26 protein-coding genes are annotated in these 25,756 nt (G+C 64.2%); 10 read left to right on the top strand and 16 right to left on the bottom strand.

Annotated elements, in window-relative coordinates; all coding sequences use genetic code 11:
- The gene (locus tag BR71_RS07415; protein WP_043635016.1) at positions 1-1,011 is read right to left on the bottom strand and encodes a questin oxidase family protein; all 1,011 of its coding nucleotides are present in this window, start codon (positions 1,009-1,011) and stop codon (positions 1-3) included.
- Between the two features lie 72 nt (positions 1,012-1,083).
- On the opposite strand from BR71_RS07415, the gene soxR reads away from it, so the two are divergent.
- From soxR to BR71_RS07400, 4 genes are all read left to right on the top strand, one after another.
- Positions 1,084-1,578, top strand: a complete 495-nt coding sequence (gene soxR / locus BR71_RS07410) for a redox-sensitive transcriptional activator SoxR (protein WP_052370415.1) — start codon at positions 1,084-1,086, stop codon at positions 1,576-1,578.
- A 209-nt stretch (positions 1,579-1,787) separates the two neighbouring features.
- Complete coding sequence (locus BR71_RS24115; protein ID WP_156038897.1) at positions 1,788-1,958, top strand: hypothetical protein; 171 nt, start codon at positions 1,788-1,790, stop codon at positions 1,956-1,958.
- A 4-nt stretch (positions 1,959-1,962) separates the two neighbouring features.
- Positions 1,963-2,193 carry a hypothetical protein gene (locus BR71_RS07405; RefSeq protein ID WP_156038895.1) on the top strand — a complete coding sequence of 77 codons (231 nt, stop codon included), beginning with the start codon at positions 1,963-1,965 and terminating at the stop codon, positions 2,191-2,193.
- A gap of 62 nt (positions 2,194-2,255) precedes the next feature.
- Positions 2,256-2,690, top strand: coding sequence for a CesT family type III secretion system chaperone (locus BR71_RS07400; protein ID WP_162179199.1), 435 nt, complete (start codon positions 2,256-2,258; stop codon positions 2,688-2,690).
- Positions 2,691-2,785: 95 nt separating this feature from the next.
- Here the strand turns inward: BR71_RS07400 and BR71_RS07395 are convergent, their stop codons facing one another.
- Positions 2,786-3,319 (bottom strand): carboxymuconolactone decarboxylase family protein, encoded by a 534-nt coding sequence (locus tag BR71_RS07395; RefSeq protein WP_043635008.1) that lies wholly within the window; start codon positions 3,317-3,319, stop codon positions 2,786-2,788.
- 68 nt (positions 3,320-3,387) lie between these two features.
- On the opposite strand from BR71_RS07395, the gene BR71_RS07390 reads away from it, so the two are divergent.
- Together BR71_RS07390 and blaOXA are read left to right on the top strand one after the other, a co-directional pair.
- A complete protein-coding gene (locus BR71_RS07390) occupies positions 3,388-4,254 on the top strand; it encodes a helix-turn-helix domain-containing protein (RefSeq protein WP_208854851.1) in 867 nt (288 codons plus the stop codon).
- A gap of 101 nt (positions 4,255-4,355) precedes the next feature.
- Positions 4,356-5,189 (top strand): class D beta-lactamase, encoded by an 834-nt coding sequence (gene blaOXA / locus BR71_RS07385; protein WP_052370413.1) that lies wholly within the window; start codon positions 4,356-4,358, stop codon positions 5,187-5,189.
- Here blaOXA and BR71_RS07380 read toward each other — a convergent pair.
- From BR71_RS07380 to BR71_RS22825, 4 genes are all read right to left on the bottom strand, one after another.
- Positions 5,171-7,207 (bottom strand): prolyl oligopeptidase family serine peptidase, encoded by a 2,037-nt coding sequence (locus BR71_RS07380; RefSeq protein WP_043635304.1) that lies wholly within the window; start codon positions 7,205-7,207, stop codon positions 5,171-5,173. The two genes, blaOXA and BR71_RS07380, sit on opposite strands and share 19 nt — an antisense overlap.
- A 70-nt stretch (positions 7,208-7,277) precedes the next feature.
- Positions 7,278-7,982 (bottom strand): substrate-binding periplasmic protein, encoded by a 705-nt coding sequence (locus BR71_RS07375; protein ID WP_081554485.1) that lies wholly within the window; start codon positions 7,980-7,982, stop codon positions 7,278-7,280.
- 55 nt (positions 7,983-8,037) lie between these two features.
- A complete protein-coding gene (gene ltaE / locus BR71_RS07370; RefSeq protein ID WP_043635002.1) occupies positions 8,038-9,066 on the bottom strand; it encodes a low-specificity L-threonine aldolase in 1,029 nt (342 codons plus the stop codon).
- A gap of 14 nt (positions 9,067-9,080) precedes the next feature.
- Positions 9,081-9,695 (bottom strand): TetR/AcrR family transcriptional regulator, encoded by a 615-nt coding sequence (locus tag BR71_RS22825; protein WP_052370412.1) that lies wholly within the window; start codon positions 9,693-9,695, stop codon positions 9,081-9,083.
- Positions 9,696-9,845: 150 nt separating this feature from the next.
- Here BR71_RS22825 and BR71_RS07360 point away from each other — a divergent pair, with 150 nt between their 5' ends.
- Positions 9,846-10,184: a darcynin family protein gene (locus BR71_RS07360; protein ID WP_043634998.1), complete on the top strand. Its 339-nt coding sequence runs from the start codon at positions 9,846-9,848 to the stop codon at positions 10,182-10,184.
- Positions 10,185-10,321: 137 nt separating this feature from the next.
- On the opposite strand, the gene BR71_RS07355 is transcribed toward BR71_RS07360, so the two are convergent.
- Positions 10,322-10,546: a hypothetical protein gene (locus BR71_RS07355; RefSeq protein WP_019101727.1), complete on the bottom strand. Its 225-nt coding sequence runs from the start codon at positions 10,544-10,546 to the stop codon at positions 10,322-10,324.
- A 230-nt stretch (positions 10,547-10,776) separates the two neighbouring features.
- Between BR71_RS07355 and tcdA the strand changes: the two genes are divergently transcribed.
- The gene (tcdA, locus tag BR71_RS07350) at positions 10,777-11,580 is read left to right on the top strand and encodes a tRNA cyclic N6-threonylcarbamoyladenosine(37) synthase TcdA (RefSeq protein ID WP_043634996.1); all 804 of its coding nucleotides are present in this window, start codon (positions 10,777-10,779) and stop codon (positions 11,578-11,580) included.
- Between the two features lie 113 nt (positions 11,581-11,693).
- Here the strand turns inward: tcdA and BR71_RS07345 are convergent, their stop codons facing one another.
- The 7 genes from BR71_RS07345 to BR71_RS07315 form a co-directional block, all read right to left on the bottom strand.
- Positions 11,694-12,437: a M48 family metallopeptidase gene (locus tag BR71_RS07345; protein ID WP_081554482.1), complete on the bottom strand. Its 744-nt coding sequence runs from the start codon at positions 12,435-12,437 to the stop codon at positions 11,694-11,696.
- Positions 12,438-12,689: 252 nt separating this feature from the next.
- Positions 12,690-13,472 (bottom strand): CDP-diacylglycerol diphosphatase, encoded by a 783-nt coding sequence (locus tag BR71_RS07340; RefSeq protein ID WP_043634993.1) that lies wholly within the window; start codon positions 13,470-13,472, stop codon positions 12,690-12,692.
- A 247-nt stretch (positions 13,473-13,719) separates the two neighbouring features.
- Positions 13,720-14,712, bottom strand: coding sequence for a murein tripeptide/oligopeptide ABC transporter ATP binding protein OppF (gene oppF, locus BR71_RS07335; protein ID WP_043634991.1), 993 nt, complete (start codon positions 14,710-14,712; stop codon positions 13,720-13,722).
- Positions 14,705-15,706 (bottom strand): ABC transporter ATP-binding protein, encoded by a 1,002-nt coding sequence (locus BR71_RS07330; RefSeq protein ID WP_043634989.1) that lies wholly within the window; start codon positions 15,704-15,706, stop codon positions 14,705-14,707. Before BR71_RS07330 ends, oppF begins: the two co-directional genes overlap by 8 nt.
- 18 nt (positions 15,707-15,724) lie before the next feature.
- Positions 15,725-16,639, bottom strand: a complete 915-nt coding sequence (locus BR71_RS07325; protein WP_043634982.1) for an ABC transporter permease subunit — start codon at positions 16,637-16,639, stop codon at positions 15,725-15,727.
- Positions 16,640-16,664: 25 nt separating this feature from the next.
- Entirely contained in the window at positions 16,665-17,585 is a 921-nt protein-coding gene (gene oppB, locus BR71_RS07320; protein WP_043634979.1) for an oligopeptide ABC transporter permease OppB, read from the bottom strand.
- A 235-nt stretch (positions 17,586-17,820) separates the two neighbouring features.
- A complete protein-coding gene (locus tag BR71_RS07315) occupies positions 17,821-19,437 on the bottom strand; it encodes a peptide ABC transporter substrate-binding protein (protein WP_043634975.1) in 1,617 nt (538 codons plus the stop codon).
- Between the two features lie 720 nt (positions 19,438-20,157).
- Here BR71_RS07315 and BR71_RS07310 point away from each other — a divergent pair.
- Positions 20,158-21,291, top strand: a complete 1,134-nt coding sequence (locus BR71_RS07310) for an efflux RND transporter periplasmic adaptor subunit (protein ID WP_043634971.1) — start codon at positions 20,158-20,160, stop codon at positions 21,289-21,291.
- A complete protein-coding gene (locus tag BR71_RS07305; RefSeq protein WP_244269597.1) occupies positions 21,288-24,377 on the top strand; it encodes an efflux RND transporter permease subunit in 3,090 nt (1,029 codons plus the stop codon). The genes BR71_RS07310 and BR71_RS07305 overlap by 4 nt, the downstream gene beginning before the upstream one ends.
- Before the next feature lie 54 nt (positions 24,378-24,431).
- On the opposite strand, the gene BR71_RS07300 is transcribed toward BR71_RS07305, so the two are convergent.
- Positions 24,432-24,929, bottom strand: a complete 498-nt coding sequence (locus BR71_RS07300; RefSeq protein ID WP_052370411.1) for a CNP1-like family protein — start codon at positions 24,927-24,929, stop codon at positions 24,432-24,434.
- Between the two features lie 15 nt (positions 24,930-24,944).
- Positions 24,945-25,724 carry an NRDE family protein gene (locus BR71_RS07295; RefSeq protein ID WP_043634964.1) on the bottom strand — a complete coding sequence of 260 codons (780 nt, stop codon included), beginning with the start codon at positions 25,722-25,724 and terminating at the stop codon, positions 24,945-24,947.
- Positions 25,725-25,756: the final 32 nt, after the last annotated feature.

Raw genomic sequence — 25,756 nt, 5'->3', positions numbered from 1 at the left:
TTACACCGCGTCCCACAAGGCCCGCGCCGCCGCCGCGTGATAGAAAACGTCGCCGCTGCGCTGGAACTCTCGCTGGCAGGCGTACACCAGCTTGATCACATGTTCGTTGCGCACGTTCAGCACGCGCTGCAGCAATAAGGGCCAAGCCGGCTGCGCCTCCGGCAGTTCCTCCGCCTCCAGCGCCGGCGCGCCGATGGACACATAGGCGACGCAGAAAGTCTGCCACAAGGCAGGGCGCCACGCCTCCGCCGGCAAGCCGGGCAGATGCTCCAGCACGTCGCGCAGCGCCAGCGTCGCCGTCACCATGTGCAGCGCAGTGAAATTGTCGGTCTGCCAATACACCCGCAGCGCCGTCCGCGCCAGCGCGTCCAGCCAGTTCGCCGTTTTCGGCGCGCCGGGCAGCGCGGCGGCGAAACGCGGATCGGCCAACACCGCGTCGAAACGCTCGTGTATCCAGTCATCCGCGCTGTTCCAGCCGCCCATCGCCCGCGACAAGCTCGCCAGCCCATCCTCCACCGAAGCCGCCGGCGCATTCGCATTCAAACCGGCGGGCAGGCGCAGATAGCTGCTCAGATAATAGGCAAGACCCGCCGCCGCCTCTCCGTCGTGACCGGCGCGCAGGGCGAAAGCCAGCCGGATCAAGGGGTGGAAAGCGCCGCCGCCGGGCGAAAACGGCAGGCTGCCCAGCACCTCGCGCACGGTTTCTTCCACGCCGCGCGCCGCCACTCTCTCCTCCATCACCCTGAGCAGCGCCGGGAAAGCGTCCAACCGCCCCACGGCCGTGTCCCACCGTCCCCAGCCAATATCGTAGCGCGTCGCTTCCGCAGGCTCTGCGCGCTCGCTTTCCCAAAAATCGAAAAATGCGCGCAACTGGTGCGGCTCCGCCCCCATTTCCGCCAAGGCGGTCAGCGCCATCGGGCAATGGTTGGTGGTGTCGCTGTGCATCAGCGAAAACTCATGGTTGGCGTCCAGTAAGGCATGCAGTTCCGTGTGACGGCTTGGCGCGTTCATGGCGTCCTCCTTGAAAAAATCTTGGCCTCACGATAAAAGTTAAAGTCAACTTTAAGTCAAGCGAGTCCGCGCATGCCTGCTGTTCCCACTGCCAAACCCTTCCCCTGGCTCAGCATAGGCGAACTGGCGCGCCGTTCCGGCGTGGCCGCCAGCGCCCTGCGCTATTACGAAAGCCAAGGCCTGCTGCACAGCGCCCGCTCCGCCGGCGGCCAGCGCCGGTACCCGCGCGACGCGCTGCGCCGCGTCGCCTTCATCCGCGCGGCCCAGATCGTCGGCATCAGCCTGGACGACATCCGAGGCTCGCTGGCCGCCCTGCCCAGCCAGCGCACGCCCACCCCGCGCGACTGGGAAGCGCTGTCCGCGGACTGGCTGCCGCGCCTGCAACAGCGCATAGACGAACTGACCCGGCTGCGCGACCGGCTGGGCAACTGCATAGGCTGCGGCTGTCTGTCTCTGAGCCAATGCGCGCTGTACAACCCCGGTGACTGCGCGGCCAGCCAGGGCGATGGGCCGCGCTACTTGATCGGCGACCCCCCGGCCCAACCGCCGGGTCAAGACGGCGGCTGAGAAGGTAGTTACGATCTGGCGAGCTAGAGCGAGACAAGGCGTTGCGGCTGAGCAAGCAGGGTGCGCGCGCGGCGCGCGAGCATTTTGAAGACGGCTCTCATCGCATAAGGGCTCAGTTGCTCGTAAACAGGTTCTGAGCGCTTCCTGAAAGCCGTCGCCGGAGCGGCGCGATGTAATGGCGGCCATTTCAACGCCACTGGAGCGCCATCATGCTATTGCCTCTCGGCTTTCCCTCTGGCCGGCCCCACGCCAGCCCTTCGCACGCCCCGGCCCCCGAAACTCCCGCCGTCCAGACCGGCAGCCTTAACGGCAAGCCGGTGCGCATAGACGACAGCGCGGAAAGCCGCGGCAAGGCTCACGCGGTCTTGAGCGTACGATAGCAACTTGGATCCTTTGGAAAACTCGATGCTCGGCACGCAGCGCTCGGAGACTCAATCCAATATCCGCAAAGCCATCCTGCAAAGTTGGCTGAACACGCCTGCCGCCCCTGCGGACTCGTCAGCCGAGCCTCCTTCCTCGCCGGCGGATAAACCCGTCACGGAGGAACCGTGGCGTGCTCAGTACGCCACGGTCATGAAGCAACTGCTCACCCAGCGTCCACAGCGCTCGGAATAAGCGCCATGCCCCGGCCGCTGCTCGCGGCCGGCTTCCATCCACCCGTCCAAGAAGAAAAAAACATGTCCACGCCTTTCCAACACGCCGTCGTCGAACTTTGCCAATCCCTGTCGCTTCCGCCTCCGGATCAGATGGACGACAGCCTTTTCACCCTGCAAGTGGGCGAACACGCGGTGCACCTGAGCGAGCAGCCCGCGCGTCAGCTGCTGATGTTCTGTTGCCTGTCTCCGCAGCAGGCGCAAGCGGACGCGTCGCCGCTGCGGCAGAACCTGTTCAGCGACGATCCGCTCAAGCCAGTGATCGGCCAATCCGCGCACAGCCAGGACTGGGTGCTGTGGAACCGCCAGCCGCTGGCGCATTGCGACGCCGCGGCGCTCCAGCGGCAGCTGGAACGCATCAGCGACTGCGCCGAGCGGTGCTGCCGCGCGCCTGAACCAACAGCGTCGGCCTTTGCGCCGCAAGCGCTGCGCCAGCGTCACGCCCGGCTGCATTGCTGAGCAGGACAAGGTCGGCACGAAAACGGCCGAGGCCGCCGGCATGCTCGAATACGCCGGCCAAGCCTCGGCCTCGCTCAATCAGCGGCAACCGCCGCCTACAAGGCCACCACCGGGAAATCGATCTCGGTGCCGGCGACCAGATTGGCGTAATTGGTCAGCGTGTTCAGCGCCACCGCGGCGATCACCTCCACCAGCAGGCCGTCGTCGACGCCGGCGGCGCGCGCCGCGGCCAGGTCCTGATCGGACAGCACCCCGCGCTGGCCGACGATTTGCACGGTCAGGCGGGCAATCGCGTCGGTCTGCGCATCTGCGGCCTGGCCTGCCCGCGCCGCCTGGATGTCCGTCTCGCTCAAACCCGCGCCCTTGCCCATCAAGGTATGGGCGGACAGGCAGTACTGGCAGGCGTTGGCCTGGGCGGCCGCCAAGGCGATCACTTCACGCTGACGCGCGCTGAGCCTGCCCTTGGCCAAAGCCTCGGAGAAGCCCAGATAAGCGTTCAACACCGCCGGCGACTGGGCGAAGGTGGAGAACAGATTGGGCACCATGCCCAGTTTGGCTTTGACGGCGTCCAGGGTGGCGCCCAGTTCCGGGCTGGCCTGATTGCGGTTTACGGTGGGGATGCGGGACATAATGGGCTCCAGACATTCAAGTTGAACAACGATAGGGACTGCACGGAAGCCATATTGCAATACAATCGATGTCATATCGTCTCGAAAACTTTGCAGATCGTATCGAAATGGACCTGTTGACGCCCCTGTTGCAGCAAAGCGCGTTTTCCGCGCGCGTGTTCCATCATGGCAATCTATGCCATCTGGCGGACTTCGACCCTGGCGCAATGGCCGGTCATCTGCATTTGTTCAAAGGCGGCCGCCTGAGTTGCACGCTGCGCGACACCCTGGTGCTGGATACCGACCGCCCTTGCGCGCTGCTGTTTCCGCGCCCCAGCGCCCACACCCTGCTGCCGGTGGGCGAACGCGGCGCCGACCTGGTCTGCGCCACGCTGGACCTGGGCTTCAAGACCGGCGGCCCGCTGGCGATGGCGCTGCCGGAATGCCTGGTGCTTTACCTGGACGACGCCCCCAACCTGCTGCCCACGCTGCAACTGCTGTTCGACGAAGCCTTCTCCGAGCGCTTCGCCCGTCAAGCGGCGCTGGACCGGCTAATGGAATACTTTCTGATTCAAGCGATACGCTCGGTGATAGACAGCGGCCAAATCCACAGCGGCATTTTCGCCGCCATGACCGACCCCAAACTGGCGCGCGCCGTCAACGCCATCCATGCGCGCCCGGAGCGCGGCTGGACCGTGGAACTGCTGGCGGAACAGGCCGGCATGTCGCGCGCGCGCTTCGCCGCCCGCTTCCGCGAACAAGTCGGCCTCTCCCCGCTGGATTATCTGACCGACTGGCGGCTGGCCGTCGTCCGCCACCAGTTGCGCCAGGGACACGCGATCAAGCGCATCGCCGCCCAAGTGGGCTACGCCAGCCCCGCAGCGCTCAGCCGGGTGTTTGCCCAACGACTTGGGCTGCCGCCCAGCGATTGGTTGAAACAACAGGCGGCAATTTGAACAGCGCCACGCGTGGAACTTTGGAATCCGCCCCCCCATCTGACTCCAGACCGCGGCGATCCAATGGACGCGCCGCGCCGAATCCACCATAGGGAAACATCATGAATGCACCACGCCTCGCCGCCGCCGGCCTGATCTGCGCCGGCTTGTTCAGCCTGCCGGCTCACGCCGCCACGCTGTGCACCCTGCTGGCCGACGCCAAAAGCGGCGATATCCTGCTGCAGCAGGGCAACTGCGAACAGCGCTACACGCCGGCCTCCACCTTCAAGATTCCGCTCAGCGTGATGGGCTTCGACTCCGGCTTCCTTCAGAGCGAACACCAGCCGGCGCTGCCTTATCGGGACGGCTATGTGGACTGGGGCGGCGATAACTGGAAACAGCCCACCGATCCGGTGCGCTGGCTGAAATACTCCGTGGTGTGGTATTCGCAGCAGATCGCCCAGGCCTTGGGCGAAGAGCGGCTAAGCCGTTACGCCGACGCCTTCGGCTACGGCAACGCCGACTTCAGCGGCGACCCGGGCAAGCACAACGGCCTGGAGCGCGCCTGGATCGCTTCTTCGCTGAAAGTGTCGCCGCTGGAACAGCTGGCCTTTGTGCGCAAACTGGTCAACCTTGAACTGCCGGTGTCCAAGCGCGCGCAGGAACTGACAATGAAGATCGTGGAAACCAGCGCCGCGGCGGACGGCTGGCAGGCTCACGGCAAAACCGGCATGGCTTATCCGCGCAAGGCGGACGGCGAGTTCGACGAAGAACACCCTTACGGCTGGTATGTGGGCTGGGCCAATAAGGGCGAGCGCTCGCTGGTTTTCGTGCGCCTGATCCAGGACGACAAGAAAGAGCCGGGCACCGCCGGCGTGCGCTCGCGCGCGGCTTTCCTGGAGGAGCTGCCGGCGCTTGCCGCAGCCCCCTCCACCGCTCAATCCATCAGCCGCTGATACAAATACACCAGCACCCGCGCCAGTTCCTGCGCGGTCTGTTCCTGGCCGGCGTTGCCGCTGTGGCCGCCGGCCTCGGTTTCCAATAGCAGCGCGTCGTGGCCCAACTCCCGCATCCGCGCCACCATCTTGCGCGCGTGCGCCGGATGCACGCGGTCGTCCTTGGCGCTGGTGGTGAACAGCGCCAGCGGATAGGCCAGATCGCCGCGCAGCCGGTGGTAGGGCGAGTACGCCGCCAGCGCCGGACGTTGCGCCGGATCGTCCGGGTCGCCGTATTCGTCTATCCAGCTGGCGCCGGCCAGCAGCTCGGTATAGCGCAGCATGTCCAGCAGCGGCACTTCGCACACCACCGCGCCGAACAACTCCGGCCGCTGCGTCATGCAGGCGCCCACCAGCAGGCCGCCGTTGCTGCCGCCCTCAATGCCCAGCCTGGCCGGCGCGGTCAGACCGCGCGCCACCATGTCTTCCGCCACCGCGATAAAGTCATCGAAGCTCACCTGACGGTTCACCCCCTGCGCCGCTTGATGCCAGCCGGGACCAAACTCGCCGCCGCCGCGGATGCAGGCCAGCGCGAAGGCGCCGCCGCGCTGCAGCCAGTGCGGGCCAAAGTTCTCCACGTAGTAAGGCATCATCGGCACTTCGAAACCGCCGTAGCCGTACAGCAAGGTGGGCGTGGAGCCGTCCAGCGGCGCGTCGCGCCGGCGCACCACGAAATAGGGAATGCTTTCGCCGTCCGGCGCGCGCGCCTGCCATTGCTCGGCGATGAAATCAGCCGGATCGAAAGCCTCCGGCTGACGACGCAGGCATTCCTGCGCGCCGCTGGCCACGTCCAGCCGGTACAGACCGGTGGGGGTGAGGAAGTCGCTGAAGCTATAGCACAGAATGTCGCTGTTCCAGGGCTGGTCGGCGAACTCGATCACTCCGCCGCTGGGCGTGGGCAGGGCGCGCTCGCGCCAGAGGCCATCGACCTTGTCGAAGGCCAGCAGCCGGCTTTTAACCTGGTCCAACAAATTCACCACCACGCTGGCGCGCGTGGTCTCCACGGACTCCACCGCCAAGCGCGGCTGCGGCGCCACCAGCAATTGCGCGGCGATCCGCCCCTGCCGCAGCGGCGCCAGCGCCACCGCCAGCAAGGCGCCCGCCGGATAGCGGGTTCCGGCGGCGTCCCAGTCTTCGGCCAGCTTAACGATCAGGTCGCCATGCAGATAGGCTTCCAGCTCGGCCTTAGCCGGCAGCGACAGCGCATGGACGTCCAGCGCTTCGTCGATTAGATGGTAGGTTTTGCTGTAGAAGCTGTCCGAGCACTCGATCAGGTCCAGCGTCGCGCCGTCGGCGTCGAGGAAGCGCCAGGCGGCCACCATCATCGCGTCCTCGCCGGCGGCGAACACCTGGCTCCACGCATGGCCTTCCTCGCCGCGCTCCACCAGCCACACTTCGCGCGGATAGCCGGAACGGGTCAGCGGCGCGCCCGGCCAGCCGGGGCAAACCCAGGCGCTGTCCGGATCCCGCCAAGCCACATGGCTCTTGCCTTCCGGAAAGCTGAAACCGTCCGCCCGCCATGCCCCGGCGGCCAGATCGTATTCGCGCGCAATGCCCGCGTCGCCGCCGCCGGCGGTCAAATGCACCATGGCCTGCAAGGGCGCCAGCGTGCAGTGGGACACGCCGTCCAGATACCAGTCCTCGTCGGCGTCTTCGGCCAGCGCGTCGATGTCCAGCACGATCTGCCAGTCCTGCTCGACGGCGCGGTAGGCCGCCAGCGTGGTGCGGCGGTAAATGCCGCGCGGATGCGCTTCGTCCTGGTGGAAGTTGTACAGCCAGCCGTCGTGCTCGGCGCAGAATGGGATCTGGCGGGTGTCGCGCAGGTGCGCGAGGATCTCGTCGCGCAGGCCGGCGAAACGCGGGTCCGCGTCCAGCCGCGCCTGGGCGCGCGCGTTCTGCTCGGCCACCCATTCGGCGGCGGCGGGGTCGTCCAGGTTTTCCAGCCAGGCGTGGGGATCGGGAGCGTTATAGTCGGACATCGGCGTCATCACGGTTGCGGATCAATGGCCGCGAGGTTAGCACTCCGCGCCGCCGACGCCAAACCCGGCGCTAATCCACGCTCCGCGCGGCGGCTTTGAAACGGGCGATGACCTCCGGCGCGGTGCCGCGATTGAAGGCGGCGTACAGGGCGCTGTCCAGCTGGGACAGCTTCATGCCGCGCCGCACCAACGCCGCGTCCAGCCCTAGAGACTTGAGCTTGCGGCGCATGCCGATCTCGGTGGCGGGCAGCAGGTCGCAGCGGCCGGACACCAGCTTCTTGACGTTGATGCTGGCATCGGAAGTCGGATCCAGTCTCGGAAAGCCCTCCGTCTTCAGATACTCTTGCCGGTAATCTCCCAACACCACGCACACCGAATAGCGCTTGGCCGCCGCCAGCGTCGGAGCCTGGATATCCCGGCGCGTCGCCAACTGATAGAAATACACATCGGAATCCAGCAGCTTGACGGCGAAGTTCAGGTGCTTGAGCCGCTCCCGGGTTTTGGCGATAGGAAAGATCGCCGCGCCCGGCCGGGTCTTGGCCTCCTCGTAGGCCCTCGCCCACGGCACCGTCTCGATGCGCGATGGCGGCAGGCCGAGATGGTCCAGAATGGCCAACACGGGCGCCACCGCCAGCCCGCCGCTGATCCGGCCGTCCGGCCCCACTTCCACATAGGGAGGATCGCCGCTGCTGAACAGCCTCACCTCGTCCAGAGAACCCGCCAGAGCGCCGCCGCAAGCCAGCGCGGCGCAGCAGGCGCTCAACCATCGTTTCATCCCGCCTCCTTTTCACACGCCGCAGCTGCTTAATTTATAGCCGTCGGATCTCCGTTCAGTCGGACAACACCCGTTGCAACGCCTCCACCAGCCTATCCAGATCCTCTCTCCGCACCTGCCAGTGGGTGACGATGCGCATCAGGCCGCCCTCCGGCGGATTGGCCTTGACGCCGGCCTGGCGCAACGCGGCCATCAACTCGGCCACGTCGATGTCGGCGGTAAAGCGGAACCAGACCATATTGATGTGCACGTCTTCCAGCTTCACCTCGACGCAGGGCAGCACGGCCAGCCGCTCGGCCAGGTAGCGGGCGTTGGCGTGGTCGTCCTTGAGCCGATCCACCATCTCGTTCAGCGCCACGATACCGGGCGCGGCGATGACCCCCGCCTGGCGCATGCCGCCGCCCAACAGCTTGCGGTTGCGGCGCGCGCGGGCGGTGAAATCCGCGCTGCCGGCCAGGATGGAGCCCACCGGCGCGGCCAGGCCCTTGGACAGGCAAAACATCACCGTGTCGGCGTATTGGGCGATGTCTCGCGCATCGCAGCCCAAATGGGCCGCGGCGTTGAAAAGACGCGCGCCGTCCAGATGCACCGGCACATGGTGGCGACGCGCCACCTCTGCGCTGGCGGCCATCGCTTCCAAAGGAATCACGCGGCCGTTGCAGTGCGCGTTTTCCAGACAGATCAAGCCGGTGCGCGGCCAGTGGATATCCTCGCCAACGCGGATGCGCTGTTCAATCGCCTCGGGCGACATCACGCCGTCCACGCCGGCGATGGTGCGCAGCTGCACGCCGCCTATCACCGCCGCGCCGCCGGTTTCGTGCCAGACGATGTGACAGCCTTCTTCCAGAATCACCTCGTCGCCGCGCTGGCAATGAGTGAAGATGGCCAGTTGGTTGCCGAAGTTGCCGGTGGGCACGAACAGCGCAGCTTCCTTGCCCAGCTTCTCCGCGGCAAGTTGTTCCAGCGCTTGCACCGTGGGATCGTCGCCGTAGACGTCGTCGCCCACCTCGGCGTTGAACATCGCCTCCCGCATTGCCGGCGTCGGTTGGGTCACGGTGTCGCTGCGTACATCAATCCATTGCATGATTAGCTCCTTCGCTAAGTGGAAATCTCGGGCCCTTGCCGCGGCAAGGTCAGGTAGGCGGCCAAGGCGGCCGCGACGCAGCGTGTCAATTCCGCCTCGTCCGGCGCGTCCTCCAGCGCCAAGCCGTGAATCAGGCTGTCCGCCATCCGCAGCAGGCGCGGCGCGCGCTCGGCGGGCAAACCGCAGCCGGCCAGCCACTCCGCCACGCAGTCCAGCAACGCGGCGTCCTGCGGATTGTCCGCCGGCGGCAAATCAAACTGCGGCCACTCTCGCTCCAGCACCCGGTGCAGCCCGGGCGCGGCCAGATGCAAGCGCAGGCACGCGGACACCAGACACGCCAGTTGCGCCTGCCACGGCAGGCCGTCGCTCAGGCGCAAAGCCTCCCGCGCCGTGGCCAGGGTCTCTTCGCCGTGACGGCCGTGCAACGCCGCCACCAGCGCCTGTTTATTGGGAAAGTACTGATACAAAGAGCCGATGCTCACACCGGCCAGCTCCGCCGCCTTATTAGTGGTCAACCCGGCATAGTCGTCGTGCTCCAGAATGCGAGCAGCCGCCTCCAGAATCGCCGCCACCACGTGGCGGGAGCGGGCTTGGCCGGGTTGTTTTCGGGCTTGCGGAATCATGGGCATGCGGCGGTCCGTAAGGGCGGGAGGCCTGCGCCGCGGCAACGGGGCCTGCGGCGAGAAGACGGCGACAAAGGCTTAGCAGAACACGAGTTTTGCCGGCTGACAAGGGCGGATACATTGAAAGCGACTCCAACCCACCCTGAAAGCGGAACCATGAGCCAAAGCTACGCCTTCTTCGTGCTGCTGCGCGTCCATCCCAACTGGCTGCGCTTGAGCCGGCCCGAACGCCGGCAATTCGAAGCGGAAACCCTGCGTCCGATCTACGCGCGCTATCCGGCGGTGCGCATGCGCTGGTTCGACGCCGAAGCCTTCACCACCCGCTGCAGCGATATCGCGCTGTTTGAAACGGAATCGATCAAGGATTTCTATTACCTGATCGACGCGCTGCGCGACAGCAAACTCGTCACCGAGCCTTATTTCGAGTTCGTCGACATTCTGCCGGCGGTGGAAGACGGCTTCCGCGACTACGACGCGCAGCTGCCCGCGGGCTGACCGCCCGCTCCGCCAGGCCGGCCAATACAAACGGCGACCTTGCGGTCGCCGTGTCGCTGCTGCGGGAGGCCGGGTTATGCCCGGCGAATCCGGCCCGGAACGGCCGGTGGAAACACTCTCAGATTGTCAGCAGTGGCTTAATGGATTCGATACGATTGCTTGATCTCGCTTACGCGGCGCTCGGCCTGTTGAACGGTCAGCGGACTCATGCTCACATGAGCGCCGCAATGGCAGCGCAACACGCTGTCGGGGTGCAGGGACTTGAGATGATGACGGATTTCATGGCCGCATTCCTCGCAGGCGACCACGACGGTGGCGTTGTAATGCTTGTCCAGATCAATATCGAATCTTTGCTGCTTCATGGGAATCTCCCTTGCTGTGACAAAGGCCGGCCGGCCAGAGGAAGAGCAGGAAGCGCTTCATGGCCGACCTGAAATGAAGGATAGCCCCGCCGACGAAAGGTTCCCAGCAATCAGCCACTTAACTGTGGTTTTTTTGACTGCGGGCAAGCCCCGCGTCCATGGCCGACGCACTGGTCAGTTGCCGGGGCTTGCAGTATCCTTCGCCGATTTGATTGTTGACGATTGCAAGCATGGACACCCACAACGCAGATCTGGAACGCCGCTTCGGCGGCATCGCCCGTCTTTACGGGCAGGAGGCGCTGGCTCGCTTCCAGGCCGCCCACGTTTGCGTGGTCGGCGTCGGCGGCGTCGGCTCCTGGGCGGTGGAAGCGCTGGCGCGCAGCGCCATCGGCAAGCTGACTCTGATAGATCTGGACAATGTCGCCGAGTCCAACACCAACCGCCAGTTGCCCGCGCTGGACCCCAACTACGGCATGGCCAAGGTCACCGCGCTGGCCGATCGCGCGCGCGCGATCAACCCCGCCTGCCAGGTGATAGAGATCGAGGACTTCGTCACCGAGGATAATCTGGAGCAGCTGCTGGGCCAGGGTTACGACTTCATCATCGACTGCATCGACAGTCTGCGCATCAAGACCGCGATGGCCGCCTGGTGCGTGCGCCGTCGCCAGCCTTTCATCGTGTCCGGCGGCGCGGGCGGCCAGACCGATCCCACGCTGATCCGGGTGGCGGACCTGGGCGAGGTCACTTACGACCCTCTGCTGTCCAAGCTGCGCTACAACCTGCGCCGTCACCATCAGTTCAGCCGCGAACCCGGCAAGAAGCTGCACGTTCCCTGCGTGTTCTCCACCGAACAGCTGGTTTATCCGGACACACCGGAACAACAAGCTTGCGACGCGACAGCAGCGCGCGGCCCGCAGGGCCTGTCCTGCGCCGGCTTCGGCGCGGCGATGACGGTCACCGCCAGCTTCGGCCTGGTGGCGGTGGCGCAGGCGCTGAAGCAGCTGGCCAAGCCGCCCAAGGTCAAGCGAGGCTAAGAGTCTGTTTACGATCTGCTGCGCTGTGGCGGAGTGGATAGAAAGAAGCGTTGAAGCCTGTCATGAAAAAAGCACCGCCTGGGCGGTGCTTTTTGCTTGCGAGGGAATGCCGCTTACAGGCTCTGGATCTGCTTTTCCAGTTTTACTGCGCGGTCGCCCGGCGCCGGGTGGCTGGACAGCAGGCTGCTGTCGTTGCCGTACAGGTCCGCCAGCTTGCGCAAGGCGGCCGGACCGCCTTGAACATTGTAGTTGTGGCGCTTGAGGAAGCCCACCGAGTAAGCATCGGCATCGCTTTCCTGAGATTGGGAGAACTGCGCGTTCACCACCGCCTCGGCAAAGCCGCCGAGCTCGGATTCGGACAGGTTGGCGGCCACGGCGTTGCCGCTGCCGGCCGCGCCTTTGCGCGCAGCGGAGGTAGCGTAGGCCAGTTGCATGGCTTTCTTGGTGTGACCCAGTTTCACGTGGCCGATTTCATGGCCGATGACGAAGCGCACTTCATCGTCGTTCATCTTGTCCATCAGGCCGCTGTACACGCGCACGGTGCCATCGGCCATGGCGAAGGCGTTGACTTCCTTGGTCAGATAAACCTTGAAATTCAGCTTGGTGCCGTCTTCGCTGTCCAGGCCTTTGACCATCTTGGCCAGGCGCTTGGAGTAGGCGTTGGAAGCCGGAGCCACTTTGTTTTTCTTGTCCATCATCACGCTGGATTCAGCCGCCATGGCTTTGACGTCGGCGTCGCTGAGGGTGGCGGATTTCACCAGGTCGGAACCGGCGCTGATCATGGAGCCCAGATCGAAAGCGTGCGCCGGAGCGGAGAAGCAAGCAGCAGCCAGAACTGTCAGAGCGAATTTTTTCATATTGTTTAATCTCATTTAATCAATAAATTCAATGTACAAATAAAGCAGACGGATGCTATCCGCTTTGCCGCCGCTTGAAAAGCGATTGGCATAACTACCCGCCATTTCCGATTCACGGCCCCCTGCCCGCTTAAACCGGCAAGCCCTTGCCAGCGCAAAGGTTTTTCCGAAACCGAGCTAAGCTGGCGGAGAAGAGGGATGCGAAGGGTTGTCGCGGAGACGCAACGCATACGAACCACTAGCGGACACGGCTCACTTGCCGGCGCGCAGCGCCGGACACGCGTGATCCTGCAATTCCTCTACCGAAGCGCGGTTGGCCCCGATCAGGCTGGCGCGGCTGCTTAGCAGTATGAAACCGTCGCGCCCGTCTGCCAGCCGCGTCGCCACCAAGGCCAAGCCGTAACGGCCCATTGCCAGGCCGGCTTCCGGCAGGCCGGCCGCCAGCGCCTTGAACGGATCCACTTCCGGACCGCCGTCGGCCTTGGCGGCCAATGTGCGCGCCCAGTAGGCGTGGCCTTGCAATTCCACCGGCAATTCCCGCCACTCTTCGTTCAGGCTGTCCTTCAGATCGTCCAGCTGCTGGCGCACGGTGGCGTCGGTGCAGGAAATATGGATGTGCAACTGGTTTTGCGTGCGCCCGTACTGGGAGTTGATCGTCAGCGACAGCAGTTCGCGCGGAATCGGCCGCCCGTAGCGCTGCTCCAGAAAGCTGCGCGCGCGCCAGGCCGCCCCCCAGTAATCCGGCGCACGCTCGCTCAATAGCTCCGGGCTTTCGATGCCGCTGAGACGGGCAGTGGGAATCAGCAGGTATTGCAGCCAACCGTTGCGGTCTTTCAACACCGCGTGACCGCCGGCCTCGCCGCCGCTCAAGTTCACGTCGGCGCAGGGCGCCGGCTGGCCAGTCGCTTGTTGGTTGGGCAGGCACTGCCGGTTGACGATGTTCCATAAGGCGTCAGAATCGGCCCAGAGCAGCGCCGAGTACCCCAAGGCCAACGCGGCCAGCAGGCCGGTGGCGATTTTGAACGTGGTTTTCATGTTTGGATTTTACTTGATGCCACCTCGCCACTATAGCGAAGGCCGGGCTCTTGAGAACGTGTTTACGATCTCGCGAGCAAGAGCGAGACAAGGCGAAAACCGCTGAGAAAGCGGAATGGTGGAGTGGTACATGAGCATTTCGAAGCGATACTCACCGTGCCACGTCTCACGACGCGCAGCAGATCGTGAACAGTTCTGAGACGAAAAAACCGCCCCTAAGGGCGGTTTGTCGCAGGGCAAAGCCGGCTCAGGCCAACAGGCAAGAGGACTGGCTCTGCTCGCTGACGGGGCGCAGCGGCGTGGCCTGCTGAGCGCAACGCGCCTCCGCCTGCGGACAACGGGTGCGGAACACGCAGCCGGAAGGCGGGTTGATCGGGCTGGGCAAGTCGCCTTGCAGGATCTGGATCACCTTGGTCTTTTCCAGCTTCGGATCCGGGATGGGAATCGCCGACAGCAAGGCGCGGGTGTACGGGTGCGAAGGCGCGTCGTACAGCGCGGATTTTTCCGCCAGCTCCATTTCGCGGCCCAGATACATCACCAGGATGCGGTCGGAGATGTGTTTGACCACGGCCAGATCATGGGCGATGAAAATCAGCGCCAAGCCCATTTCGCGCTGCAACTCCTTGAGCAGGTTGATGATCTGCGCCTGGATGGACACATCCAGCGCCGATACCGGCTCGTCGCAGATGATGAGCTTGGGCTCCAGGATCAGCGCGCGGGCAATGCCGATGCGCTGACACTGGCCGCCGGAGAACTCGTGCGGATAGCGGTTGATCATCTGCTCGCGCAGGCCCACCTTGGCCATCATCGCCTTGACCCGGCGCATCACTTCCTCCGGCCCCAACTCCGGCTTGTGCACGCGCAGCGGCTCGCCGATGATGTGAGCCACCGTCATCCGCGGATTGAGCGAGGCCAGCGGATCCTGGAAGATCATCTGGATGTCCTTGCGCACTGCCAGCCAATCCTTGTCGCTGCCCTTGCGCAGATCCTTGCCCATCCAGACGATTTCACCGTCGGTGGCGGGAATCAGGTTCAGGATGGCGCGGCTGAGCGTGGATTTGCCGCAGCCGGATTCGCCCACCACGCCCAGGGTTTCCCCGGCGTAGAGGTCGAAGCTGACGCCGTCCACCGCCTTCAGCGTTTTCTTGGGACTCCACGGCCAACTATCGTTGCCCTTGACCTGGAAGTGCACTTTGACGTCGCGCACCGAGAGAATGGCCTGTTTGGCTTGTTCAGACATGGGCCACCTCCTGGGCTGCTTGCGCCAGCTCCGCGGCCGGCTTGTGACAGGCGCGGATCACCTGCGGATTGTGGCTGCTGGCCTGCAGCAGCGGCAGTTCGTCGGCGCAGCGCTCGGTGCTGTGCTGACAACGCTCGGAGAACGGGCAGCCCTTGGGCATGCGCGCCATATTGGGCGGATTGCCGGGGATGCTGACCAGCTCGCTGCCGTCGTGGTCCAGCCGCGGCAGCGCGCCCAGCAGGCCGATGGTGTAAGGATGGCTGGGGTGGTAGAAGATGCTGTCGGCGTCGCCGTATTCCATCACCCGGCCGCCGTACATCACCATCACTTTTTCGCACAGGCCCGCCACCACGCCCAAATCGTGGGTGATCATGATGATGGAGGTGCCGAAATCGCGCTGCAGATCCTTCAGCAGGGTCAGGATTTGCGCCTGCACCGTCACGTCCAGCGCGGTGGTGGGTTCGTCGGCGATCAGCACTTCCGGCTCGCACAGCAGCGCCATCGCTATCATCACCCGCTGGCGCATGCCGCCGGAAAATTCATGCGGGTACATGTCCACGCGGCGCGCCGCTTCCGGAATGCGCACCGCTTCCAACAGCTCGATCGCGCGCTTCTTGGCCGCGCGCCGGCTCATGCCCTTGTGCAGTTCCAACACCTCGGTCATCTGCCGCTCCACCGTCAGGTAGGGGTTGAGCGAGGTCATCGGGTCCTGGAAGATCATGGACACGCGGTCGCCGCGAATGGCGTTCAGTTCCGGCGCGCCCATGGTCAGCAGGTCTTTGCCGTGAAACAGCACTTCACCGGTGGTGGAACCGTTGCGGGCCAACAGGCCCATGATGGACAACACAGTCTGGCTCTTGCCTGAGCCGGACTCGCCGACGATGCCCAGGGTCTGGCCCTTGTCCAGTTCGAAGCTGACGCCGTTGACGGCGTTGACCATGCCGTCGTTGGTCTGGAACTGGACCCCGAGATTGCTGACTTTCAAAATGCTCATAGTGGTTCTACCTCGGGCTCATCGATCTTTCGGGTCCAGCGCGTCGCGCAGGCCGTCGCCGATATAGTTGGCGCAGTACAGCGTCAGCGACAACATGCCGGCGGGGAACAATAGCTGCCAGGGCTGGGTTTCCATGGTTTTGGTGCCGTCGCCGATCAAAACGCCCCAGCTGGTCATCGGCTCTTGCACGCCCAGGCCCAGGAAGGACAGCACCGATTCGGTCAGAATCACCCCCGGCACCGTTACCGTAGTGTAGATCACCACAATGCCCAGCAAATTGGGCACGATATGACGGGCGATGATGTTGGCGGTTGACACGCCGATGGCGCGCGCGGCCTCCACATATTCCTTGGACTTGATCGACAGCGTCTGGCCGCGCACCACCCGGGCCATGTCCATCCAGGCCAGGATGGTGATGGTCAGCACCACCAGATAAAACTCGCGGCCCAACAGGGTCACCATCAGAATGGCGATCAGCAGATAGGGGACCGCGTACATCATGTCCACGATGCGCATCATCAGGTTGTCTATCTTGCCGCCGAGGAAGCCGGCGCTGGCGCCCCACAACACGCCTATGATCACCGCGGCGACGGTGGCCAGCGCGCCCACCATCAGCGAGATGCGGCCGCCTATCAGGGTGCGCACCAGGAGGTCCCGGCCCAAATCGTCGGTGCCGAACCAGTGCATGCCCTGCCAGGTGGGCGCCAGGCTGATGGCGTCCCAGTCCGTGTCGTCATAGGTATGGGGCAGGAACATCGGCCCAAAGATACAGGCCAGCACGATCAGCGACAGGATGATCAGACTGACCACGGCCGCGCGATTGCGGAAAAAGCGGATGCGCGCATCGCGCCACGGGCTGCGGCCTTCAACGGCGGCATCGTCCAGACGGGTCTCCAGCGCGATCGCCGCTTGCTTCTGTTTGCTTCTCAACATGGGAAATCCTTCGCGGTCACGCGCGTCAATAGCGAATCTTGGGATCGAGGAAGGCGTAAGCCAGGTCGACCAGCAGATTGAGCAACACGGCAATCACAGTCACCAGCACCACCAGGCCCAGCACCAGCGTGTAGTCGCGGTTGGCCGCGCCGTTGACGATGAGCTTGCCCAGGCCGGGCAAGGAGAAGATGGACTCGGTGACCACGGCGGAGGTGATCGAGGAAATGGTCAGCGGCCCCAGCAAGGTCACCACCGGCATCAAGGCCGGCTTCAATGCGTGGCGAACGATGATGGTGCGCATCGGCAAGCCCTTGGCGCGCGCGGTGCGGATGAAGTTGCTGCCCAGCACCTCGATCAGACTGCCGCGCATCACCCGGCCTATGGTGGCCACGTTGATGAAGGTCAGCAGCGCCACCGGCAGAATCATGTAACGGGGATCAAAGTCGTTCCAGCCGCCGGACGGCAGCCATTGCAAGGAGACGGCGAAGACCAGCACCAGCACCGGCCCGATGATGAAGGACGGAAAGGCGCTGCCCATATTGCTGATCAGCATCACCAGATAATCCACCACGCTGTTCTGACGCAACGCGGCGACGATGCCCAGGACCACGCCGATCACCAGCGAGATCAGGATGGCGCTGCCGCCAATGGCCGCCGACACCGGCAGCGCCTTGGCCACCAGGTCGTTGACGCTCCAGTCCGAATAACGGAAGGATGCGCCCAGATCGCCTTGCAGCAGGCTCTTCAGGTAGTACAGATATTGCTGCCACAAGGGCAGGTCGAGATGGTATTTGGCCTGCAAATTGGCCAATACCGCCTCGGAAACTTTGCGCTCCCCGTCAAAGGGGCCGCCAGGGGTCATGTGCAGCAGCAGATAACAGACGGTGATGACGGCCAACACGGTGGGAATCGTCAACAGCACGCGTCGTAAAGTGTAGGACCACATTGCAAATTACTCCGACTCGCCGCGCCCGACGCGCGCCGGCGCGATGCGCGGGCTGCGGACGGACCAACGGCGATTGACACCGACAGTCACGGGCGGGCGCCGCTTGCCACGGCGGCCCGCTCAACACACCGGGGTTGCCCCCGTTTTCAGATCAGAGCCTAACGCGCGTCCGCCAGGGCGCCTCCGGTCCCGCTAGGGACTGGAGGCGTTCAGGCGTCGGCGCGAGGCCGGCCGATCAATGCTGGATGATGTAGAGATCCTTGCTGCGGTAACGATCCACCGGATTCTTCAGCGAGTAGCCGCCCACATACGGTTTCACCAGGCGCGGCAGCGTGTACTGCAGCACTGGGATCATCGGGTAGTCGTCCATCACCAGTTTGGTGGCCTGCGTCAGCAGTTGGGTGCGCTTGGCTTGATCCGTGCTTTCATTGCCCTGCTTGATCAACTCTTCCGCTTTCTTGTTGCAGTTGAAGTTGTCGTTCTGGGTATTGCCGCACTGGACCAGCGCCAGGAAGGTGGTGGCGTCGTTATAGTCGGCCAGCCAGCCGTTGCGCGCCACCTGGTAGTCGCCGTCGTGGCGTTTCTTCAGGAAGACTTTGAACTCCATGTTTTCCATGGAGGTATTGAAGCCCAGCTTGCTCTTCCACTCGGAGGCCACGAAGATGGCCATCTTCTTGTGGTAGTCGCTGGTATTGTAGGACAGCTTGAGCGTGGTGCCCGGCTTGACGCCAGCTTGGGCCAGCAGCTTCTTGGCCTCGTCCACGCGCTTGGCCATCGGCCATTGCGCCCAGTCGTAGCTGGTGGGCTGGCCGCCGTGCACGCCCTTGACCATCACGCTGTAGGACGGCAGTTGGCCGTCGCCGGTGATTTTCTTGGCCATCAGGTCGCGGTCCACCACCATGGACAGCGCCTTGCGCACGCGCACATCCTTCAGCAGCGGATCCTTATTGTTCAGGCTGTAATAGCGCAGGCCCAGGATGGTGGAGGTTTTCAGATCCTTGGGCATGGTGCTCTTGAGCTTGTCGAAGCTGCCCGGCGGGATCTCATAGGTCATGTCGGTCTGACCGGACTGATACAGCTTCTGATCCGCGTTCTGGTCTTCGATCGGCAGGAAGCTGACGCGGGTCAGCTGCACGTTCTTGGCGTTCCAGTACTGCGGGTTTTTCTCGATCACCACCTTGCTGTTGACTTGCCAGTCTTTCAGCACGAAGGGGCCGTTGCTGACCATCTTGCCCGGCTTGACCCAGTCTTTGCCGAACTTGTCGATCACCGCCTTGGGCGCGGGGCCCAGTTGGGCGTTGGACATCAGTTCCGGCAGGTAGGACACCGGGAAAGCGGTATCCACTTGTACGGTGTATTTGTCCAGGGCCTTGACGCCAATGGCGGTCACCGGCTTCTTGCCGGCCACAATCGCCTCGCCGTTTTGGAAGAAGATGCCGAAGGTGCCTGCATAAGGAGCCGCCAGCTTGGGATCCACCAGCCGGCGGATGCCGTAGACGAAGTCGTCGGCGGTGACGCCGCTGCCGTCGGACCATTTGGCGTTCTTGCGCAGCTTGAACACCCAGGTGGTGGGCCCGGTCTGTTTCCAGGATTCGGCCACGCCGGGCTGCAGTTTGCCTTCGTTGTCGGTAGCGGTCAGGCCTTCGAACAGGTCATGCGTGATGATGTTGGCGGGCACGCCCTCCACCACCATCGGGTCCAGCGACTCCGGTTCGGAGCCGTTGGAGCGCACCAATTCCTGCTTGGCGGCCAGCTTGGTGCCCGGCGGCACGATGGCGGCCAGGGCCGCGCCGGAAGTCAGGGCCAGCGCCACGGCGGCCGCGATTGTCTGTAGCGATTTCTTATCAGCCATCTCGCCTACTCTCCTAAGTATTGTCGACCCCGTCGATATCGCGGGACGATCAGAATCTTCACTCGATTGTATCCAGAGTGGTTGGCGGCCATTATGCGCTGAGGATTTTGAATACTTCAAGTGCTAAGCACGACGCTGCGGCGAGCGATTTAACGTTTTAGTCGCAAATTGACTATCCTTTCCCGCATTAGCTGCCACAGCCTTCTGATTTTGCGGTGGTTTTTCACTTTACCCGCCATGGCATTCTAAAAATTATTAGCTCTCATACGCATTACTCATGGCCCGGCCAAATCAGCCTATACAATTAATCCATGGACATATCAGTACAGTCTAATTTTTAATTTAACGGCTTTTTCCAAAATCATTAACGCTTTTGCGCTTGGCGAAAACGTAAGGGCTTGAGTAAGCTCGACCGGACGCATGCCGCGCACCGCGCCGGCTTTCCGGCCGCAGTCCTCTGGCGCCCAGGTCGCGCCGCCAACGCATCTTCCTGATCCGCAAGGCTTATTCAGCCCTATCATTCCAATGAGCGGACGGAGTCCGGCCCGGTCTTCCGGGCCGCGCGTCCAGCGGCGGAGGGACGCCCTGGAAACGCGGCTCGCCTCCGGACTCATGTCCACGGCAAGCGGCAATGCCGGCATGCGCCGACAGGTATCAATGGGACGACGCCTGGCATCCACACGGCGGGTTAGGCGCCCGCCCCAAGAGCGAGAATAAAAGATGAATAAAAGAGTCGTTGCAAGCGCTGCCGCGCTTGCTCTGGCTGCGGCCGGCCTAGCCGGCTGGTATGGCTCCAGAACGACCGCGGCCGCAGCAAAAACCGCGGCGCGTCCGCCGATTGCCGTTGGCATCGCCAAAGTGACGGCGGAGGATCTGCCGATCGAGCTGAACGCCACCGGCAATGTCACCGCCATTGAAAAAGTGGAGGTCAAGCCTCAGGTCTCCGGCGTGGTGGCCAAAGTCCATGTCAAGGAAGGCCAAAACGTGGCGCCGGGCCAATTGCTGTTCACGCTGGACGCGGCGGCGGAAATCGCCCAGTTGAAAAAAGCCCAGGCGCAGACGCTCAGTGACCAGGCGCAGCTGAAAAACGCGGAACGCGACCTGGCGCGCAGCCGCGACCTGCTGGCGAAGAACTTCGTCTCGCAAAGCGTGGTGGACGCCAATCAATCCAAGGCAGACGCGCTCAGCGCCACCGTCGCCGCCGACCGCGCCCAAGTGGAAGCGGCGCGGGCGGCGCTGGACTATAAAACGCTGCGGGCCTCCATCGGCGGACGCATCGGCGTGATCAACGTCTATCCGGGCACCTTGGCGCAACCGGGCATGGCCGCGGCGATGCTGACCATCACTCGCATTCATCCAATCAACGCCACCTTCACCTTGCCGGAGCGCGAGCTGGGCGCGGTGCGCGCGGCCCAGGCCGCCGGCAAACTGCAGGTACGCGCCACGCTGCCGGACAGCGGGGACAGCGTGGACGGCAAGCTGGTCTTCATCGACAGCGCGGTGGACAGCGCCAACGGCACGCTCACGCTGAAAGCGGAGTTCTCCAACCAGGACGGCAAGCTGTGGCCGGGCCAGTTCGTCACCGTCTCGCTGGGCGCCGGCCGCTACCAGCAGGCCACCACCATTCCGGTGGCGGCGTTGCTCACCGGGCCGGAAGGCAAATTCAGCTACGCGGTGCAAGCCGACGGCAGCGTCAAGCGCGTACCGGTGGAACTGCTGGCCATTCATAAGGAAAAAGCCGTTGTCAAAGGCCTGCGCGTCGGCGACGCCGTGGTGTCCAACGGCGGCCTCAATCTGCGCCCCGGCGACAAGGTGCGTGCGGCCGTGGCCGGCCCGGCCAGCGGAGGCCAATGATGCAAATCTCCGAGCTCTGCATCCGCCGTCCGGTGATGACGGTGCTGCTGTGCCTGTCCCTGGTGGTGGCCGGCCTGATCGCCTATCAGAAACTGCCGATCGCCGCGCTGCCCAGCTTCGATACACCCACCATCAACGTCTCCGCCAGCCTGCCCGGCGCCAGCCCGGACAGCATGGCCTCCTCGGTGGCCGCGCCTCTGGAAAAGCAGTTTTCCACCATTCCCGGCATCTCGGTGATCAGCTCGTCCAGCTCCCTGGGCAGCACCTCCATCACACTGGAGTTCGACAACGACCGCAATATCGACCTGGCGGCGGTGGACGTGCAGGCGGCGCTGCTGCGCGCGCAGCGTTCGCTGCCGACGGAAATGACCTCGACCCCGTCCTACCGCAAGGTCAACCCGGCGGATTCGCCGGTGCTGTTGCTGGCGCTCAATTCGCCGTCCATGTCGCTGTCCGACCTCAACGACTACGCCGAGAACTGGATCTCGCCCAATATCGCCACCCTCAAGGGCGTGGCCCAGGTCAACATCTTCGGCCAGAAACGCTACGCGGTGCGAATCAAGGCCGATCCGGGCAAGCTGGCCTCGCGCAATCTGACGCTGGACGATGTGGCCGCCAGCATCCGCGCGGCCAACGTCAACACCCCGGTGGGCACGCTGGAGGGCAAATCGCAACTGATGACGGTGGAAGCCAACCGCCAGCTGCAAAACGCCGCCCAGTTCGCCAAGCTGGTGATCGCCAGCCGCAACGGCCTGCCGGTGAGACTGTCCGACGTGGCCGTGGTGGAAGACAGCGTGGAAAACCTCAAGACCGGCAGCTGGGTCAACGGCGAGCGCTCCATCGTGCTGGCGGTGATGCGTCAAAGCGACGCCAACACCGTGGCGGTAGTGGACGCCATCCGCAAGGAGCTGCCGAAACTTCAGGCGCAGCTGCCCGGCTCGGTGCGGCTGAACCTGCTCAACGACCGCTCGCAGTCCATCCGCGAAGCCATCCACGACGTCAAGCTGACCCTGCTGCTCACCATCGCGCTGGTGATCATGGTGATCTTCATGTTCCTGCAGCGCATGGCGGCCACGGTGATTCCGGCGCTGTCGCTGCCGATCTCGCTGATCGGCACCATAGGGCTGATGTATTGGCTGGGCTACAGCCTGGACAATATCTCGCTGCTGGGCATCACGCTGGCGGTGGGCCTGGTGGTGGACGACGCCATCGTGATGTTGGAAAACATCGTCCGTTACATCGAAGAGGGCTTGTCGCCGATGGAGGCGGCGCTGAGGGGCTCGCGTGAAATCGCCTTCACCATCGTGTCGATTTCGCTGTCGCTGGTGGCCATCTTCATCCCCATCTTCTTCATGCAGGGCGTGATCGGCCTGCTGTTCCACGAATTCGCCGTGGTGGTGTCTCTGGCGGTGCTGGTATCGGCGGCGGTGTCGCTAACCCTGATCCCCTTGCTGTCCTCGCGCTTTCTCAGCGCCGACTCGATTGGACACCAAGCCCAGCGCGGCCGGCTGGCCGCCGCGCTGGAGAACGGCTTCGACGCGGTGTTGGCCGGCTATCGCCGCACGTTGGACCTGGCGCTCAAGCATCGCCGCCTGACCCTGGCCGGCGCGCTGTCCACCTTTGTCCTGACCGCCTTGATGTTCAACACCATTCCCAAGGGCTTCTTCCCCACAGAAGACACCGGCCAGATCATGGCCAGCACCGAGGCGGCGCAAGACATCTCCTACGACGCCATGCTCAAACTGCAGCAACGCGCCGCCGCCATCACCCAGGCCAACCCCAACGTCGCCTTCGCCACCTCCTCGCTGTCCGGCGGCAACACCGGCCGCATGTTCATCCAGCTCAAACCGCGCGGCGAACGCGCCAAACTGGACCCGACCATGGAAAGCCTGCGCCGCGACCTGCGCGCGGTGCCGGGGCTCAGCGTCTATCTGAACCCCACGCAGAACCTGCGCCTGGGCGGCCGCCAGAGCAAAAGCCGCTATCAGTACACTCTGCAGGGCATACAGGCGGAAAGCCTGAATACCTGGTCCGACAAACTCTTGCAACGGATGCAGGCCGATCCCATCTTCCGCGACGTCACCAGCGACTCCCAGCTCAAGGGCTTGCAAGCCAAGCTGAACATAGACCGCGACAAGGCCAACCTGCTGGGCGTGGACATCCAGAGCATACGCAGCGCGCTGTACAGCGCCTTCGGCGAGCGGCAGATTTCCACTATCTATACCGCCAGCGACAACTATCAGGTGATCTTGCAGGCGGACGACCCGTTCAAGGTCAACGAGTTCGACTTCTCGCGGCTGCGCGTGCGCGCCGCCGACGGCCAACTGGTGCCGCTGTCCAGCATCGCCTCGGTGGAACGCACCGTCGGCCCGATCTCGGTCAACCACCAGGGCCAGTTGCAGGCGGTGACGCTGTCCTTCAACCTGGCGCCCGGCATCCCGCTGAGCCAGGCCGACCAACACCTGCGCCAGCTCAAAGAGCGCATCGCCCTGCCCGCGTCCATCGCCACCAGCTACAGCGGGGACGCCGCCGCCTTCGAGGAAACCCAGGGCAGCCAAATCCTGCTGCTGGGCATCGCGGTGGCGGTGATCTACGTGCTGTTGGGGGTGCTGTACGAAAGCTATATCCACCCGCTGACCATTCTGTCCGGTCTGCCCTCCGCCGCCATCGGCGCGCTGGGCACGCTGATGCTGTTTGGCCAGGAACTGACCGTGATCGCCAGCATCGGCATCTTGATGTTGATCGGCATCGTCAAAAAGAACGCCATCATGATGATCGACTTCGCGCTGGAAGCGCAGCGTAAGCAGGGCATGTCGCCGGAGCAGGCCATCCACGCCGCCTGTCTGCTGCGTTTCCGGCCCATCATGATGACCACGCTGGCGGCCTTGATGGGCGCTTTGCCCATTGCGCTGGGCCTGGGCGCCGGCGCCGAGCTGCGCCAGCCCCTGGGCCTGGCGGTGGTGGGCGGCCTGGTGTTCTCCCAGGTGGTCACGCTCTACATCACCCCGGTGCTCTATCTGTACTTCGACGCGCTGGCGCAACGCCACGCGGCCTGGCGGGAAAGGCGGCGCGCGCTGCGCGCCTGACGCGAAAAGGCCCGCGCCGGACATCCGGCGCGGGCCTTTGTATTTTCAGCGGCCTCAGCCCTGACGCAAACGCTTGATCGCCTCCTCGGCGTCGCGCGGCGCGCGCTTGTCCGGGCAGGCCAGATCGCGCAGCGAACGGCGCAGCTTGTCGTCATGATCAATCTTGCGCCACACCGCCTTGTTGGAGCGGATCCAGTTTTTATCGATGCTGTTGCCGAAGGCGTAGGCGCGATAGCTGCCCTCATTGCACAGTAGGCCCTCGAAGCTCAAATTCTCCGCGCCGGCCGGGCTCTTCACCCGCACGATCATTCGCACCACGCCGTCTTCGCCCGCGCTCAGCGTCTTGGCGTCGACGAAATACTGGTTGGTCTGCAGATTATCAGTGCTCACGGCGATCCAATCCGGCTGCGCCGGATACGGCGGCAACTGGTAGTCGGCCTCCTGCCACGGCACTTCCGGCGCGAAATCGATGTTCTTCTTGATCTTGTTGTCGGCCAACGCCGGCTGCGCGGCGCACAGGGCCAGCACGATGATGGCGGCAAAGGTCTTCAAATCACTACTCCTCGTTCAGCGCGCCGGAGCCGCGCTTGGCTGGCCCGGACGCAAGGTGAAACGGCGGCGGCCGGTTTCCCTGCCGGCCAGGCCCCAACTTAATTCCGAAAACTGCATGTCGCCGCGCGCCGACACCGTCAGCAGCATGGACGCGCGGGTGCCGTAGTCGCGGCCTTTTATGAAGATGGGCGACAGCACCCGCTCCAGCGCGGAGCCGATGCGGGTATTGGGCAACTGCCCCAGCGGCGCCGGGGTGCCGTCGGACAGCGCGACGAAAGCCTGATCCTCGGTGGGCACGCGCTGAAACTCGCGCAAATATTCCGCCAGCCGCTCGCTCTTGAACCACGGCGTGTCCAGCGTGGCGTTGGACAAGGTGTGGATGCCCGGCGTCACCCGGGCGATCTGGCCGCCGCGGCTGTGGAAATGAAACAGGTCCGAGGTATAGCCGAACAGCAGGTTAAACGGCGCGTAGCGGCCTTGCTCGGCGCGCAGCCAATCGGCGAAGGCGAACGGATCCTCGTCGCCGGCGACGAAACGCTCCACCAGCTCCCCGCGCGAGCGTTCCGCTTTGACCGGATGGCCGTCGCGGATATTGGTCACCGCGGCAATGCGCCCTCGGCCGTCCACCATCAGCCAGCTGCCGCCGGACTCGGCGTCGCGGCCGCCCAGCGTATTCTGATATTGCGGCCACCAATCCAGCGGTTCGGTCGGACGCGCATAGTATTCGTCCCGGTTGGCCAGCAACACCAGCTGGCCCAGTCCGGGAGTCTTGTAGGCAAAAGCAATCACGCACATGATGAAGACCGATTTGAGGATGGCTTGGCGAC

Source organism: Chromobacterium haemolyticum DSM 19808 (assembly GCF_000711885.1).
GTDB classification, from domain to species: Bacteria; Pseudomonadota; Gammaproteobacteria; order Burkholderiales; family Chromobacteriaceae; genus Chromobacterium; species Chromobacterium haemolyticum.
The sequence above is the reverse complement of the archived record's forward strand: the minus strand, read 5'-3'. Positions and strand labels throughout refer to the sequence as shown.

Excerpts from the sequence above, each read along its gene's own strand:
- BR71_RS07415 (WP_043635016.1), bottom strand. The coding sequence starts at position 1,011 with ATGAACGCGCCAAGCCGTCACACGGAACTGCATGCCTTACTGGACGCC.
- soxR (WP_052370415.1), top strand. The coding sequence starts at position 1,084 with ATGCCTGCTGTTCCCACTGCCAAACCCTTCCCCTGGCTCAGCATAGGC.
- BR71_RS24115 (WP_156038897.1), top strand. The coding sequence starts at position 1,788 with ATGCTATTGCCTCTCGGCTTTCCCTCTGGCCGGCCCCACGCCAGCCCT.
- BR71_RS07400 (WP_162179199.1), top strand. The coding sequence starts at position 2,256 with ATGTCCACGCCTTTCCAACACGCCGTCGTCGAACTTTGCCAATCCCTG.
- BR71_RS07395 (WP_043635008.1), bottom strand. The coding sequence starts at position 3,319 with ATGTCCCGCATCCCCACCGTAAACCGCAATCAGGCCAGCCCGGAACTG.
- BR71_RS07390 (WP_208854851.1), top strand. The coding sequence starts at position 3,388 with ATGTCATATCGTCTCGAAAACTTTGCAGATCGTATCGAAATGGACCTG.
- blaOXA (WP_052370413.1), top strand. The coding sequence starts at position 4,356 with ATGAATGCACCACGCCTCGCCGCCGCCGGCCTGATCTGCGCCGGCTTG.
- BR71_RS07380 (WP_043635304.1), bottom strand. The coding sequence starts at position 7,207 with ATGTCCGACTATAACGCTCCCGATCCCCACGCCTGGCTGGAAAACCTG.
- BR71_RS07375 (WP_081554485.1), bottom strand. The coding sequence starts at position 7,982 with ATGAAACGATGGTTGAGCGCCTGCTGCGCCGCGCTGGCTTGCGGCGGC.
- ltaE (WP_043635002.1), bottom strand. The coding sequence starts at position 9,066 with ATGCAATGGATTGATGTACGCAGCGACACCGTGACCCAACCGACGCCG.
- BR71_RS22825 (WP_052370412.1), bottom strand. The coding sequence starts at position 9,695 with ATGCCCATGATTCCGCAAGCCCGAAAACAACCCGGCCAAGCCCGCTCC.
- BR71_RS07360 (WP_043634998.1), top strand. The coding sequence starts at position 9,846 with ATGAGCCAAAGCTACGCCTTCTTCGTGCTGCTGCGCGTCCATCCCAAC.
- BR71_RS07355 (WP_019101727.1), bottom strand. The coding sequence starts at position 10,546 with ATGAAGCAGCAAAGATTCGATATTGATCTGGACAAGCATTACAACGCC.
- tcdA (WP_043634996.1), top strand. The coding sequence starts at position 10,777 with ATGGACACCCACAACGCAGATCTGGAACGCCGCTTCGGCGGCATCGCC.
- BR71_RS07345 (WP_081554482.1), bottom strand. The coding sequence starts at position 12,437 with ATGAAAAAATTCGCTCTGACAGTTCTGGCTGCTGCTTGCTTCTCCGCT.
- BR71_RS07340 (WP_043634993.1), bottom strand. The coding sequence starts at position 13,472 with ATGAAAACCACGTTCAAAATCGCCACCGGCCTGCTGGCCGCGTTGGCC.
- oppF (WP_043634991.1), bottom strand. The coding sequence starts at position 14,712 with ATGTCTGAACAAGCCAAACAGGCCATTCTCTCGGTGCGCGACGTCAAA.
- BR71_RS07330 (WP_043634989.1), bottom strand. The coding sequence starts at position 15,706 with ATGAGCATTTTGAAAGTCAGCAATCTCGGGGTCCAGTTCCAGACCAAC.
- BR71_RS07325 (WP_043634982.1), bottom strand. The coding sequence starts at position 16,639 with ATGTTGAGAAGCAAACAGAAGCAAGCGGCGATCGCGCTGGAGACCCGT.
- oppB (WP_043634979.1), bottom strand. The coding sequence starts at position 17,585 with ATGTGGTCCTACACTTTACGACGCGTGCTGTTGACGATTCCCACCGTG.
- BR71_RS07315 (WP_043634975.1), bottom strand. The coding sequence starts at position 19,437 with ATGGCTGATAAGAAATCGCTACAGACAATCGCGGCCGCCGTGGCGCTG.
- BR71_RS07310 (WP_043634971.1), top strand. The coding sequence starts at position 20,158 with ATGAATAAAAGAGTCGTTGCAAGCGCTGCCGCGCTTGCTCTGGCTGCG.
- BR71_RS07305 (WP_244269597.1), top strand. The coding sequence starts at position 21,288 with ATGATGCAAATCTCCGAGCTCTGCATCCGCCGTCCGGTGATGACGGTG.
- BR71_RS07295 (WP_043634964.1), bottom strand. The coding sequence starts at position 25,724 with ATGTGCGTGATTGCTTTTGCCTACAAGACTCCCGGACTGGGCCAGCTG.